Annotated in this window: 16 protein-coding genes; 7 read left to right on the forward strand and 9 right to left on the reverse strand. The window is 71.6% G+C overall.

From position 1 onward, the window contains the following. Window positions 1-29: 29 nt before the first annotated feature. From urtE to urtA, 5 genes are read right to left on the reverse strand one after another with little or no spacing between them, the layout of a single operon-like run. Window positions 30-719, reverse strand: coding sequence for an urea ABC transporter ATP-binding subunit UrtE (gene urtE, locus AB0K28_RS33025; RefSeq protein WP_364377689.1), 690 nt, complete (start codon window positions 717-719; stop codon window positions 30-32). Next, window positions 697-1446: an urea ABC transporter ATP-binding protein UrtD gene (gene urtD, locus AB0K28_RS33030; RefSeq protein WP_364377691.1), complete on the reverse strand. Its 750-nt coding sequence runs from the start codon at window positions 1444-1446 to the stop codon at window positions 697-699. The genes urtE and urtD overlap by 23 nt, the downstream gene beginning before the upstream one ends. Continuing rightward, window positions 1430-2452, reverse strand: coding sequence for an urea ABC transporter permease subunit UrtC (gene urtC / locus AB0K28_RS33035; protein WP_364377693.1), 1023 nt, complete (start codon window positions 2450-2452; stop codon window positions 1430-1432). Before urtC ends, urtD begins: the two co-directional genes overlap by 17 nt. Then, a complete protein-coding gene (urtB, locus tag AB0K28_RS33040; protein ID WP_364377695.1) occupies window positions 2449-3297 on the reverse strand; it encodes an urea ABC transporter permease subunit UrtB in 849 nt (282 codons plus the stop codon). The genes urtC and urtB overlap by 4 nt, the downstream gene beginning before the upstream one ends. Next, window positions 3297-4517 carry an urea ABC transporter substrate-binding protein gene (gene urtA, locus AB0K28_RS33045; protein WP_364377697.1) on the reverse strand — a complete coding sequence of 407 codons (1221 nt, stop codon included), beginning with the start codon at window positions 4515-4517 and terminating at the stop codon, window positions 3297-3299. The genes urtB and urtA overlap by 1 nt, the downstream gene beginning before the upstream one ends. Before the next feature lie 198 nt (window positions 4518-4715). On the opposite strand from urtA, the gene AB0K28_RS33050 reads away from it, so the two are divergent. The 7 genes from AB0K28_RS33050 to AB0K28_RS33080 all read left to right on the forward strand — a co-directional run bounded on the left by AB0K28_RS33050 (window position 4716) and on the right by AB0K28_RS33080 (window position 10020). After that, a complete protein-coding gene (locus AB0K28_RS33050; protein ID WP_345399154.1) occupies window positions 4716-5018 on the forward strand; it encodes an urease subunit gamma in 303 nt (100 codons plus the stop codon). Beyond that, window positions 5015-5326 carry an urease subunit beta gene (locus AB0K28_RS33055; RefSeq protein WP_345399151.1) on the forward strand — a complete coding sequence of 104 codons (312 nt, stop codon included), beginning with the start codon at window positions 5015-5017 and terminating at the stop codon, window positions 5324-5326. The genes AB0K28_RS33050 and AB0K28_RS33055 overlap by 4 nt, the downstream gene beginning before the upstream one ends. Beyond that, complete coding sequence (locus tag AB0K28_RS33060) at window positions 5319-7028, forward strand: urease subunit alpha (RefSeq protein ID WP_364377700.1); 1710 nt, start codon at window positions 5319-5321, stop codon at window positions 7026-7028. The genes AB0K28_RS33055 and AB0K28_RS33060 overlap by 8 nt, the downstream gene beginning before the upstream one ends. Then, entirely contained in the window at window positions 7028-7696 is a 669-nt protein-coding gene (locus AB0K28_RS33065; RefSeq protein ID WP_364377702.1) for an urease accessory UreF family protein, read from the forward strand. Before AB0K28_RS33060 ends, AB0K28_RS33065 begins: the two co-directional genes overlap by 1 nt. Before the next feature lie 14 nt (window positions 7697-7710). Continuing rightward, on the forward strand, window positions 7711-8385 hold the full coding sequence (ureG, locus tag AB0K28_RS33070) for an urease accessory protein UreG (protein ID WP_364377704.1): 675 nt from the start codon (window positions 7711-7713) through the stop codon (window positions 8383-8385). 233 nt (window positions 8386-8618) lie between these two features. Further along, entirely contained in the window at window positions 8619-9431 is an 813-nt protein-coding gene (locus AB0K28_RS33075; protein ID WP_364377706.1) for an urease accessory protein UreD, read from the forward strand. A gap of 121 nt (window positions 9432-9552) precedes the next feature. Continuing rightward, on the forward strand, window positions 9553-10020 hold the full coding sequence (locus AB0K28_RS33080; protein ID WP_345399136.1) for a hypothetical protein: 468 nt from the start codon (window positions 9553-9555) through the stop codon (window positions 10018-10020). Window positions 10021-10038: 18 nt separating this feature from the next. Here AB0K28_RS33080 and era read toward each other — a convergent pair whose 3' ends face one another. Genes era through AB0K28_RS33100 form a run of 4 tightly spaced genes read right to left on the reverse strand, consistent with a single transcriptional unit; the run spans window position 10039 to window position 12425 of the window. Continuing rightward, a complete protein-coding gene (gene era, locus AB0K28_RS33085) occupies window positions 10039-10947 on the reverse strand; it encodes a GTPase Era (protein WP_355419228.1) in 909 nt (302 codons plus the stop codon). A gap of 18 nt (window positions 10948-10965) precedes the next feature. Next, a complete protein-coding gene (locus AB0K28_RS33090) occupies window positions 10966-11442 on the reverse strand; it encodes an NUDIX domain-containing protein (RefSeq protein WP_364377709.1) in 477 nt (158 codons plus the stop codon). Between the two features lie 7 nt (window positions 11443-11449). Further along, window positions 11450-11767, reverse strand: a complete 318-nt coding sequence (locus AB0K28_RS33095) for a cytidine deaminase (RefSeq protein ID WP_355419232.1) — start codon at window positions 11765-11767, stop codon at window positions 11450-11452. A gap of 10 nt (window positions 11768-11777) precedes the next feature. Then, the gene (locus AB0K28_RS33100; protein ID WP_364377711.1) at window positions 11778-12425 is read right to left on the reverse strand and encodes a hypothetical protein; all 648 of its coding nucleotides are present in this window, start codon (window positions 12423-12425) and stop codon (window positions 11778-11780) included. Between the last annotated feature and the right edge of the window lie 167 nt (window positions 12426-12592).

The following is a 12592-nucleotide window of genomic DNA, read 5'->3' on the forward strand; positions in this document are numbered from 1 at the left end:
GCCGCGCCTCGCCGCCGTGGGCGGCGAGGTCAGACGGCCAGGAGGCGCTGGACGTCCTCCCTGTGCAACTCCTCGGCCGTGCCGGTGCGCACGACGTGCCCCGCGTCGAGGATCACGAACGTGTCGGCCAGCCGCAGCGCGATGTCCAGATACTGCTCGACCAGCAGCACCGCCAGCCCCGCCGCGTGCAGCCGCTCGATGGCCGCCTCGATCTCCAGGATGATCGACGGCTGGATGCCCTCGGTCGGCTCGTCCAGGATGAGCATGCGTGGCCTGGTCACCAGCGCGCGGGCCATCGCGAGCTGCTGCTGCTGACCGCCCGACAGGTGCCCGGCGCTGCGCTTGAGCAGCGGGCGCAGCGCGGGGAAGAGATCGAGCGCCTCGTCCACGGCCGACCTGGGCTGCTTGGCGGCCTCGACGGTGACCAGCAGGTTGCCCAGCACCGACAGCTGCGGGAAGCACTGGTGGCCCTGGGGGACGTACCCCATGCCGAGGCGCACCCGCTCGTGCGGCTTGAGCCTCGTGACGTCGCGGCCGTCGAACGTCACCGTGCCCGCCGTCGCGGGCAGCACCCCCATGACGGTGTTGAGCAGCGTGGTCTTGCCCACGCCGTTACGTCCCATGACGCACACGAGCTGCCCCGGCCCGACCTCCACCGAGACCCCGAACAGCACGCGGGCCCGCCCGTAGCCGGACTCAAGGCCGGTTACCGACAGCATCCCCTGTCCTCCTCCCCAGGTAGACCTCCTGCACGCGGGGGTCGGCGCTGACCTGCTCGACCGATCCCTCCACGAGCACCTTGCCCTCGTGCAGCACGGTCACCGTCGAGGCGTGCCGCCGCAGGAACTCCATGTCGTGCTCGACCACGATCACCGTGTGGTCGTCGGCGATCTGGGTGAGCAGCTCGCCGGTGCGTTCGCGTTCGTCCTTGGACATGCCGGCGACCGGCTCGTCCAGGAGCAGCAGCCGGGGCCGCTGCGCCAGCAGCATGCCGATCTCGAGCCACTGGCGCTGGCCGTGCGAGAGAACGCCGGCTGAACGTCCGGCGAGCTCTTCGAGACCCGTCCTGGCCAGCGCCTCCTGCACGGCCTCCGACACGCCGTCGCGCCTGCGCGCGAGCGTCCACAGCGGCTTGCGGAAGGTGGCGGCGAGGTCGAGGTTCTCCAGCACGGTGAGCGCCTCGAACACCACCGAGGTCTGGAACGTGCGGCCGACGCCCATCCGGACGATCTGGTGCTCCTTCCTGCCGACGAGGTTCTGGCCGCCGAAGCGGACGGTGCCGGCCGCCGGCCTGGTCAGCCCCGTAATCACGTCGATGAGCGTGGTCTTGCCCGCCCCGTTGGGCCCGATGAGGAAGCGCAGCTCGCCCTCGGGCACGGTCAGGTCCACGCCGTCGAGTGCGCGGAACCCGTCGAACACGACCTGGACGTCACGTAGTTCGAGCACGTCGCAGCCTCCCTGCCAGGCCCACGATCCCTCTCGGGGCCAGCGTCATGACCAGGATGAAGAGCGCTCCCTGCAGGTAGAGCCAGCCGTCGGCGAACTGCTCGCTGAAGGCGGTCTTGGCATAACCCATGACGACCGCGCCGAGCACGGCTCCGGCCAGCGCGTGCCGTCCGCCCACGGCCACCGCGACGACCAGCTCCAGTGACGGCACGACGCCGAGCAGGGCCGGCGAGATGATGCCGACGACGGGGACGAAAAGGGCGCCCGCGAGCCCCGCCATGCCCGCTGAGAGAGCGAAGGTGACGGTCTTGACCAGGGCCGGGTCGTAGCCGAGGAAGCGCACCCTGTCCTCGCCGTCGCGTACGGCGACGAGCAGCCGGCCGTACCGGCTGTTCACCAGTTGCCTGGTGGCCAGGTAGAGCACGCCGAGCACGCCCGCGACGACCAGGTAGAGGCCGCGCTGGGTGGAGTCGTCGGCGAGGTCCTGGCCGAACAGCTCGAAGAAGTTCGTCATGCCGTTGGTGCCGCCGGTCAGGCCCTGCTGCCCGACCAGCAGGATGACCATGGCGGCCGCCAGCGCCTGGGTGAGGATCGCGAAGTACGCACCGCGTACGCGCTGGCGGAAGACCAGCGTGCCGAGCAGCACCGCGAGCGCCGCGGGCCCCAGGACCGCCATCGCCACCGCGAAGACCGGGTTGGCGAACGGCGCCCACAGCGCGGGCAGCTCCTCCACCCCGCTCCACACCATGAAGTCGGGCAGCCCGCCCGGCCCGGCCTCGTGGAGCTTGAGGTACATCGCCATGGAGTAGCCGCCGAGCCCGAAGAAGACGCCCTGCCCGAGGGTGAGCATGCCGCCCCGCCCCCAGGCGAGCCCGATGCCGAGCGCGACGATCGCGTAGCACAGGTACTTGGCGAGCAGTCCGAGCCGGAACGGCTCAAGCAGCAGCGGCGCGGCGATCAGCGCGATCACCGCGATGGTCGCGAAAGGAAGGTTGCGCTTGATCACGTCAGCACCCTCGACCTGAGCACGAACATCCCCTGCGGCCTGATCTGCAGGAAGGCGATGATGACGGCGAACACGATGACCTTGGCCAGCGAGGCGTCCGACCAGAACTCGGCGTAGGAGTTCAGCAGCCCCAGGCCGGCGGCGGCCAGCACCGCGCCGCGCAGCTGCCCGAGCCCGCCGGCCACGACGACGAGGAAGGCGTCGACGATGTAGTACGTGCCGAGCGCCGGCCCGACCGGCCCGATGAGCGTCAGCGCCACCCCGGCCACCCCGGCCAGGCCGGAGCCGACGAAGAACGTCAGCATGTCCACCCGGCCGGTGTCGATGCCGCTGGTGGCGGCGAGCTGCCGGTTCTGCACCACGGCCTGGGTCCTGCGGCCCAGGCCGGTGCGCGTGAGGTACGCCCAGACCCCCACCACGCCGGCCACCGCCAGCGCCATGATGAACAGCCGGTTGTAGGGCAGGATGCCGACCCCGCCCGCCAGCCACGAGGGGGCGGGCACCTGCACGTTGGGCGCGCCGAACAGGTCGCGGGCGAGCTGCTGCAGCACCAGGCTGACGCCCCAGGTGAGCAGCAGCGTGTCCAGCGGCCTGCCGTAGAAGTGGCGGATCGCGGCCCGCTCCAGGATCAGCCCCATCACCCCGGCCACCAGGAACGCGACCGGCAGCGCGAGCACGAGGTCCTGCAGCAGGAACGCGGTGTAGGCCCCGGCCATGATGAACTCGCCGTGCGCCATGTTGATCACGCCCATCTGCCCGAACGTGAACGTCAGGCCGAGCGCGATCAGCAGCAGCACCGCCCCGATGGACAGCCCGATGGGAAGCTGGTTGACGAAGGCCGACATCACTGACCCGCCGCCAGGCCGCCCGCCCACGGGTAGCCCTTGAGGTACGGGTCGGGCTTGATCGGCTCGCCCGAGTCCCACACCTGCTTGATCAGGCCGTCGGGCTGGATGATGCCGATGCGGGCGGTCTTGTACATGTGCTGGTTCTCGCCGTCGATGGTGACCAGGCCCTCGGGGCGTTCGAGCGCGATGCCGGGCGCGGCCTTCTTGACCGCCTCCACCTCGGTCGTGCCGGCCTTCTTGACGGCCTCGGCCCACAGGTAGACGGCGTTGTAGCCGGCCTCCATCGGGTCGGAGGTGACCTTGTTCTGGCCGTACTTCGCCTTGTACGCCTTGACGAACGCCTCGTTGGCCGCGGTGTCGGTGGTCTGGTAGTAGTTCCAGGCGACGGGGTGGCCGGCGATGTTGTCCACGCCGATGCCGGTGACCTCCTCCTCGGCGACGCTCACCGACAGCACCGGCATGGTCTCCGCGCTGACTCCCGCGCTCTTGAGCTGCTTGAAGAAGGCCACGTTGCTGTCGCCGTTGAGCGTGTTGAACACGGCGTCGGGCTTGGCCTGGACGACCTTGTTGGTCAGTGTGGAGTATTCGGTGTGGCCGAGCGGGGTGTACTCCTCGCCGAGGATCTCCATGCCGTTCGCGGCGGCGTACGCCTTGATGATCTTGTTGGCCGTACGCGGGAAGACGTAGTCGCTGCCCACCAGGAACAGCTTCTTCTTGCCCTGCTCCTTCAGGTAGTCGAGGCCGGGGATGATCTGCTGGTTGGTGGTGGCGCCGGTGTAGAAGATGTACGGCGAGCTCTCCAGCCCTTCGTACTGCACCGGATACCACAGCAGCGCCTTGTACCGCTCGAAGACCGGCAGCATCGCCTTCCTGCTCGCCGACGTCCAGCCGCCGAACACGGTGGCCACCTTGTCCTGCCTGACCAGTTTCGTCGCCTTCTCGGCGAAGGTCGGCCAGTCGGAGGCGCCGTCCTCGACGACGGGGACGAGTTTCTTGCCGAGCACGCCGCCGGCCTTGTTGATCTCGTCGATGGCGAGCAGTTCGGCGTCGCGGACGGTGACCTCGCTGATCGCCATCGTGCCGCTCAGCGAGTGCAGGAGACCGACCTTGATCTCGTTGGACGAGGCGGCGGGTCCGGCGTCCGATCCGCACGCCGCTAAGGTTGTGACGAGGAGCGCGGGGACGAGCGCGCGGGCAATCGGGCGGGAGATGCGCACAGCCGTTCCTTCCTGCCGACCGGTACTGCGAGAAAGGTGACTCCGCGACATTTCGCCTTTAGATCTCGAAGGTTAATTGGCGATTGCCGAGTCTTCACAAGCGCACATAGCGCGTCATGTCAGTGCTCGCCAGGGCACGAAACCAACACGACATCGACCGGCAACAGGGCGGAAACGGCCGGTTCCTATGGTCCGGCCATGCGGCTTACCTCACACGAGCAGGAGCGGCTGCTCATCCATGTCGCCGCCGGGGTGGCGCGTGAGCGGCGGGCCAGAGGCCTGCGGCTCAACCATCCCGAGGCTACCGCCGTCATCGCCTCGTTCCTCATGGAAGGCGCCAGAGACGGGCGCAGCGTGGCCGACCTGATGGAGGCGGGCCGGTCGGTGCTCGGCCGCGCCGACGTCATGGAGGGCGTGCCGGAGATGCTGGAGAGCGTGCAGATCGAGGCCACGTTCCCCGACGGCACGAAGCTCGTCACCGTCCACAGGCCGATCCCGTGATCCCCGGCGAGTACGTCCACCCCGAAGGCGCGATCCCGCTCAACCCTGGGCGCGAGCGGGTGACGATCCGCGTGGTCAACACCGCCGACCGGCCCGTCCAGGTGGGCTCCCACTACCACTTCGCCGCCGCCAACCCCGGCCTCGACTTCGACCGGGCCGCGGCCAGGGGCATGCGGCTCGACGTGCCCGCCGGCACCGCCGTCAGGTTCGAGCCCGGCGTCGAGCGCGACGTGACGCTCGTGCCGCTGGCCGGGCACCGGGTCGTCCCCGGGCTGCGGCCCGAGTGGGCGGGGCCGCTCGATGACTGAGCTGTCCCGCGAGCGGTACGCCGCCCTCTACGGCCCCACCACCGGCGACCGCGTCCGGCTGGCCGACACCGACCTGTTCATCGAGGTCACCGACGACCTGTCCATGGGCGCGGCCGGCGCCGGCGACGAAGCCGTCTTCGGCGGCGGCAAGGTCATCCGCGAGTCCATGGGCCAGGCCAGGACCACCCGCGCCGACGGCGCCGCCGACCTCGTCATCACCGGCGCGGTCATCCTCGACCACTGGGGCGTGATCAAGGCCGACGTCGGCGTCCGCGACGGCCGCATCGCCGCCGTCGGCAAGGCCGGCAACCCCGACACGATGGACGGCGTCGACATCGTCATCGGCCCGTCCACCGAAGTGCTGGCCGGCAACGGCAAGATCCTCACCGCCGGGGCCGTCGACTCTCACGTCCACCTCATCTGCCCGCAACTCCTCGACGAGGCCATCGGGTCCGGTGTCACGACGATCGTCGGGGGCGGCACCGGACCCGTCGAGGGCACCAAGGCCACCACCGTCACCGGCACCTGGTACCTCGGCCGCATGCTCGAGTCCCTCGACGCCTACCCGCTCAACTTCGCCCTCCTCGGCAAGGGCAACACGGTCAGCACCGAGGGGCTGGTCGAGCAGCTCAGGGCCGGCGCCTCCGGCTTCAAGCTGCACGAGGACTGGGGCACCACCCCGGCCGCCATCGACGCCTGCCTGAGCGTGGCCGACGCCTCCGGCGTGCAGGTCACGATCCACACCGACACGCTGAACGAGGCCGGCTTCCTCGAATCGACGCTCAAGGCCATCGGTGACCGGACGATTCACGCGTACCACACCGAAGGGGCCGGCGGCGGGCACGCGCCCGACATCATCCGTGCCGCCTCCTACGCCAACGTGCTGCCCTCCTCCACCAACCCCACGAGGCCCCACACCGTCAACACCCTCGACGAGCACCTCGACATGCTGATGGTCTGCCACCATCTCAACCCGGCCATCCCCGAGGACCTCGCCTTCGCCGAGTCCCGCATCAGGCCCGGCACGATGGCGGCCGAGGACGTGCTGCACGACCTCGGGGCCATCTCCATGATCGGCTCCGACTCCCAGGCCATGGGACGCATCGGCGAGACGATCATCCGTACCTGGCAGACCGCCCACGTCATGAAGGCCCGCCGGGGGCAGCTCGGCGACGGCCCGGCCGACAACCTGCGGGCCCGCCGCTACATCGCCAAATACACCATCTGCCCCGCCGTCGCCCACGGCCTCGACGGCGAGCTGGGCTCCGTCGAGCGCGGCAAGCTCGCCGACCTCGTCCTGTGGGACCCGGCCTTCTTCGGGGTCAAGCCCGACCTCGTGCTCAAGGGCGGCGTCGTCGCCTGGGCGCAGATGGGCGACGCCAACGCCTCCATCCCCACGCCCCAGCCGGTGCTGCCGCGCCCCATGTTCGGCGCCTCCCCCGTCACCGCCGCCGCGACCTCCCTGCACTTCGTCGCCCCGCTCGCCCTGGAGTCCGGCCTCGCCGACCGGCTCGACGTCCGCCGCAGGCTCGCGCCCACGGCCGACGTACGCCGGCGCGGCAAGGCCGCCATGCCGCTCAACGACGCGCTCCCCCGGATCGACGTCGCCCCCGACACCTTCGAGGTCCGCATCGACGGAGAGCTGATCGAGCCCGCCCCCGCCACGTCCCTGCCCATGGCCCAGCGCTACTTCCTCTTCTGATGAACCCGTCCCTGCTGCTCCTCACCGACTCCAGGCTCCCCGCGGGCGGCCACGCCCACTCGGGCGGCGTCGAGCGCGCCGTCGCGGCGGGCTCGGTGCACGACGCGCCGTCGCTGGCCGCGTTCCTGCGCGGGCGCCTGCACACCGCAGGCGCGGTCGCCGCCGGGCTGACGGCCGCCGCCCGCACCCACGCCGCCGCCCCTGGCGCGCGGCGATGGGCGGAGCTGAACGCCGAGGTGGACGCCAGGACCTCGTCCCCCGCCCAGCGCGACGCCTCCCGCACCCAGGGCAGGCTGCTGCTGCGGGTCGCCCGCCGGGTGTGGCCGTCGTCCGTGCTGGAGGAGCTGGGACGGGCCGTACGCGATCCGCACCACCCCATCGCCCTCGGCGCGGCGGCCCACGTCGCCGGCGCCACCTCCGAGGAGGCCGCGCTGGCGGCCGCCTACCACGCGATCACCGGGCCCGCCACCGCCGCCGTACGCCTGCTCGGCCTCGACCCCGTCGCCGTGCACGCCCTGCTCGCCGGCCTCACCCCCGACCTGTCCGCGATCGCCGCCCGCGCCGGCACCACCGCCGGGTGGGACTCGTTGCCCGCGCACTCCGCACCCGCCCTCGACCTCCTCGCCGAGCAGCACGCTCAGGCCGAGGTCAGGCTCTTCGTCTCCTAGGAAAGGACCCCACCATGGGAGCCAACCACGACGACCACCACCACACGCCCGACGGCCGCGGCCGCGCGCTGCGCCTCGGCGTGGGCGGGCCGGTGGGCAGCGGCAAGACGGCCCTGGTCGCGGCCCTGTGCCGGACGCTCGGCCCGTCCCTGTCGTTGGGCGTGGTGACCAACGACATCTACACCACCGAGGACGCCGACTTCCTGCGCCGCGCCGGCGTCCTCGACGAGGAGCGCATCCTGGCCGTCGAGACCGGCTGCTGCCCGCACACGGCGATCCGCGACGACATCGCCGCCAACCTCGACGCCGTCGAGACCCTCGAATACCGCTTCGGGCCGCTCGACCTGGTGATCGTGGAGAGCGGCGGCGACAACCTCACCGCCACCTTCAGCCGCGGGCTGGCCGACCGGCAGATCTTCGTCCTCGACGTGTCGGGCGGTGACAAGGTCCCGCGCAAGGGCGGTCCCGGCGTCACGACGGCCGACCTCCTGGTCGTCAACAAGACGGACCTCGCGCCGATGGTGGGCGCCGACCTCGGCGTCATGGCGCGGGACGCGGCGGCCGTACGCGGGGAGCGGCCGGTGCTGTTCACCTCGATCCGCCAGGACCCGACGGCCGACACGGTCGCCGACTGGGTCAGGGACGAGGTCCGCGCCTGGTCCCACTCCCACGCCACCCCCGTCTCATGAACCCCCTCCCCGCCCCCACCTTGCCGGCCACCCGGCCAGCCACCTCATCGTCACCCCCATCGGCCGGACCCGAAGCCCCCTCGCGCCCCGCCCCGCCGGCCGAACCCGTCCCTGAGGCTCCCCGCACCACCGGCCCCACCGCCACATCACCCGCCTCCACCGAGACCACGCGCTCCGCGCAGACGGCCGCTGAGCGCCTGCCCACGCATGGGGCGGGGGCGAGGGAGGAGCAGGTGGGGACCGGGGTGGAGAGCGGCGCGCGGGACACGCGGACGGTGGCCGCCACCGGGGCGCGGGGGATGCGGGCGGTGGCGGTGGTGGAGACCGCCGCCGGGGGTGGGGGGCGTACGGTGATGCGGCGGTTGGCTTCCGCGCCGCCGCTCACGTTGCGGCAGACGGGGCCGCACACCGTGCATCTGGTGTCCACCGCGGCCGGGCCGCTCGGCGGTGATCGGCTGCGATTGGACCTGCGGGTCGCGCCCGGCACGACGCTGGAGTTGGGGTCGGTGGCCGCCACTCTCGTGCTGCCCGGTGATGGGCCGTCCACGATGGTGGTCACCGCGCACGTCGGTGCGGGAGCGACGCTCAGGTTCGTCCCCGAGCCGACCGTCCTGGCCGCACGCAGCGATCACCGCCTCCACGTACGCCTCACCCTGGAGGAGGACGCGACGGTGCTGTGGCGCGAGGAGATCGTCTTCGGCCGTCACGGAGAGCCGTCCGGCCGCTGCCATGCCCGCTTCGACGCCACCCGCGACGGCGTGCCGCTGCTCAGGCAGGAGTTCACGGTCGGCGACCCGACCGTCGACGGCTCCCCCGCCGTGTACGGCAACGCCCGCTGCGTCGGTACGACGTTCATGACCGCCCAGGCCCCGGCGGCGGCGGTGGCCGAGGGCATCGCCGTCCTCCCCCTGGCCGCCCCCGGCACCCTGGTGTCGGCATTGGCCGACGACGCCGTCCAGCTCCGCACCCGCCTGGAGTGGGGCGAACGCCAAGCCCTCCACCCGCCACCCCGTGACCGCACCCACCCCCGGACGGACGCCGGATGACCGGACCGCTGCCAGGTGACCGGACCGCTGCCAGGTGATCGGCTCGCGCTCCTGCCGCGCCACGGTGACGACTCCGTTGCGTACGGTGGTGAGGCGGCCTTCCCCGGCTTACGCTGATCGTGTGGCCGAAGACCTCAAGCCCGCGCCCACCCGTTCCCGCCTCGGTCGCGGCCCCGCGTTCGCGGTGCTGGCGGCCGGAGCCCTGCTGGCGTGCTGCGCGGTCCTGCCGTGGGCCGGCCTTCAGGCGACCAGCAGCCTGTTCGGCGCCGGTGTGGCCAGCGACGTGCGCGGCATCGACGACCCGCTCGGCGTCTACACCCTGCTGGCCGGCCTGACCGCGGTGGGCTGCGGCGTGGCGGGCCTGCTCGCCCGCCCCCGCCTGGCCGCGGTGGCGATCGTGCCGGGGAGCGTGGCGGTGTTCGTGCTGGTGACGTTCGTGATGGGCGACGGCGGCCTGCGCGACCGCGTCTCCATCCACCTCGGCGACCTGCTGTCGATCGAGCCGGTGATCAGGTCGGGCTGGTTCGCCGCGCTGGCCTGCGCAGTCGCGGTGGTGCTGCTGTCGGTGCTCGCGCTGGTGCGCCGCTGACCGCCCCGCGCGCGAGTATCAGTCGTAGAAGCCGAGCCGGCGCAGCTGCTTGGGGTCGCGCTGCCAGTCTTTGGCCACGCTGATGCGCAGGTCGAGATAGACGCGGGTGCCTAGCAGCGCCTCGATCTGCTTGCGGGCCTTGGTGCCGACCTCGCGCAGCCGCTCGCCCTTGTGCCCGATGACGATGGCCTTCTGTGAGGGCCGTTCGACGAACATGTGGGCGTAGATGTCGAGCAGGTCGTCGCGCCCCTCCCTGGGCAGCATCTCGTCGACGACCACGGCGATGGAGTGGGGCAGCTCGTCGCGTACGCCCTCCAGCGCCGCCTCCCTGATCAGCTCACCGACCAGCACCTGCTCGGGCTCGTCGGTGAGCTGGCCGCCCTCGTAGAGCGGCGGCGACTCGGGCAGGTGCTCGATCAGCACGTCGGCGACGACGTCGAGCTGGTCGCCCGACTCGGCCGAGACGGGCACGATCGCCGCGAACTCCGCGATCTGCGACACCGCGAGCAGCTGCTGGGCGATCTGCTCCTTGCTCGCCAGGTCGCACTTGGTGACCACCGCGATGACGGGCGTCTTCTTCACGGCCGACAGCTTGTCGGCGATGAACCGGTCGCCCTTGCCGATGGGCTCGTTGGCCGGCACGCAGAACCCGATCACGTCGACCTCGGTCAGCGTGGACAGCACGAGGCTGTCGAGCCGCTCGCCGAGCAGCGTGCGGGGGCGGTGGAGGCCGGGGGTGTCGACGATGATGAGCTGGGCGTCGGGCCGGTGCACGATGCCCCTGATGACGCGCCTGGTGGTCTGCGGCTTGGACGAGGTGATCGCCACTTTGGTGCCGACCAGGGCGTTCATCAGCGTGGACTTGCCGACGTTCGGCCTCCCCACGAAGCAGGCGAATCCGGCGCGATGGTTGTCTGGCGAAGTCACACAGTGCATTGTGGCCCATCAACCGGCGTGTTCACGCCACCAGGCGTAGGCGAGCGGCAGCACGCCGGGTGTCCAGGCGGTGGTGTCGAGGCCGCTCAGCTCCTCTTCGGCCACCCAGCGGCAGTCGTTGATCTCGACGCCGTCGGGCCGCGGCGCGGGGGATCCGGGCGCGAGCCGGCAGCCGTAGCCAGTGATGACGTAGCCGACCTCGTGCCCGTTGGGATAGACCGTACGGAACTCGGGCCCGCCGTAGACGCCGACCAGCCCGAGCACCTCGATCTCGACGCCCAGCTCCTCGCGCAGCTCCCGCAGCACGGCCGCCTCGGGCCGCTCGTCGGGATCGACGCCGCCGCCGGGCGCCGCCCACAGCCCCACGTCGCCGTGGCGGGCCAGCAGCATGCGGCCGGCGTCGTCGAACACGAACCCGGTGACCGACGGCAGCATGAGCAGATCCGTGCCGACCTTCTCCCGCAACCTCGCCAAGAACGGCGACATGGGCACGTCAGCCTCGCAGGGTGCCGTCGGGACCGGCCAGCAGCAGCTTGCCCGCACCCAGCTCGGCCGCCACCGCCTCGTCGGCGGGGCTCGGGTCGCCCTCGCTCACCAGCGCCACCGCTTCGAGCGAGCGCGCGCCGCTGGAGACGGCCATGGCCACCGCCACCTGCACGGCTGAGAGCGTGAGCGCGGACAGGGCCACGTTCGTCGCCGAGTAGGTGCGGCCCGTCTCGTCGCGCACGGCCGCGCCCTCGGCGGAGCCGTTGCGCGCCCTGGCGGCGCGGGCCAACGTGATGATCTTGCTGTCTTCGGGATCGAGTGTCACGCGCTCTAGGTTAGGCGTTGACCATGGAGATCGCCGCCTCGACGACCTTACGCGTACGCTCGGTGTCCACGTCGTTCATCCCGGTGTGCACCACCGACACCAGCGTGTCACCGACGCGGGCGAGCACGACGTCCAGCGCGTACGGGTAGCCGTTGAGCCGCCCGCTGAACCGCGCGCCCACGGCGTCGTCGGCCGCCTGCTGCACCGCCTGCTCGATGGGCAGCTCGTGCAGCAGCATGTCGGTGCCGCTGGACGTGTGCACTTCGCGGCAGTTGCGCATCGCCTGCGACAGGGCGTCGAGGTGCTCTTCCGCTTCCTGGTTGGCGTACCTGGCGAGGCCGACCCCGGCCTGCTCACCCAGCCCGTCGCCGAGGTAGCTGACCGCGGCCTGCGCGGTCAGCGCCTGCCCGGGCGCCTGCCCGCCGGCCGGTTCCAGCACGGCCCGGCAGTTCCTGTCCGCCTGCCCGAACGGCATCCGCCAGGCCTGCTCCGGCCTGATCGTGAAGCCGTCGGGCAGGCGTGGCTGCTCCTTGCTGACCACCTCGCGCAGTTGCGCCATGGCCTGTGCGTCGAGGAAGCTCTCGGCTCCACCGCCGCCGCAACCCGCCAGGAGGCAGGTCAGCAGCGCGCAGGCGCCGATCCCTGGTCTTCGTTTCATGGTCCCCCCTTGATCGGTGGCTTCCCCGCACGAGGAATGCGGCAATCCACCGGAGTGACCACCAATACGCAAAAAGGGTGCCCCCGCCCTGATCAGGACGAGAACACCCTTTACGCCGACCAGCGTCGCGACCAGGATCGTGACGCCGTCGTCCCCCCGGGATCGTC

Source organism: Nonomuraea sp. NPDC049504, assembly GCF_040676845.1.
Lineage (GTDB): Bacteria > Actinomycetota > Actinomycetes > Streptosporangiales > Streptosporangiaceae > Nonomuraea > Nonomuraea salmonea.

What these genes read in the sequence shown, in the direction of transcription:
- AB0K28_RS33050 (WP_345399154.1), top strand. Translation starts at nt 4,716, where the DNA reads ATGCGGCTTACCTCACACGAGCAGGAGCGGCTGCTCATCCATGTCGCC.
- AB0K28_RS33100 (WP_364377711.1), bottom strand. Translation starts at nt 12,425, where the DNA reads ATGAAACGAAGACCAGGGATCGGCGCCTGCGCGCTGCTGACCTGCCTC.
- urtB (WP_364377695.1), bottom strand. Translation starts at nt 3,297, where the DNA reads ATGTCGGCCTTCGTCAACCAGCTTCCCATCGGGCTGTCCATCGGGGCG.
- AB0K28_RS33090 (WP_364377709.1), bottom strand. Translation starts at nt 11,442, where the DNA reads ATGTCGCCGTTCTTGGCGAGGTTGCGGGAGAAGGTCGGCACGGATCTG.
- ureG (WP_364377704.1), top strand. Translation starts at nt 7,711, where the DNA reads ATGGGAGCCAACCACGACGACCACCACCACACGCCCGACGGCCGCGGC.
- AB0K28_RS33065 (WP_364377702.1), top strand. Translation starts at nt 7,028, where the DNA reads ATGAACCCGTCCCTGCTGCTCCTCACCGACTCCAGGCTCCCCGCGGGC.
- urtE (WP_364377689.1), bottom strand. Translation starts at nt 719, where the DNA reads ATGCTGTCGGTAACCGGCCTTGAGTCCGGCTACGGGCGGGCCCGCGTG.
- AB0K28_RS33060 (WP_364377700.1), top strand. Translation starts at nt 5,319, where the DNA reads ATGACTGAGCTGTCCCGCGAGCGGTACGCCGCCCTCTACGGCCCCACC.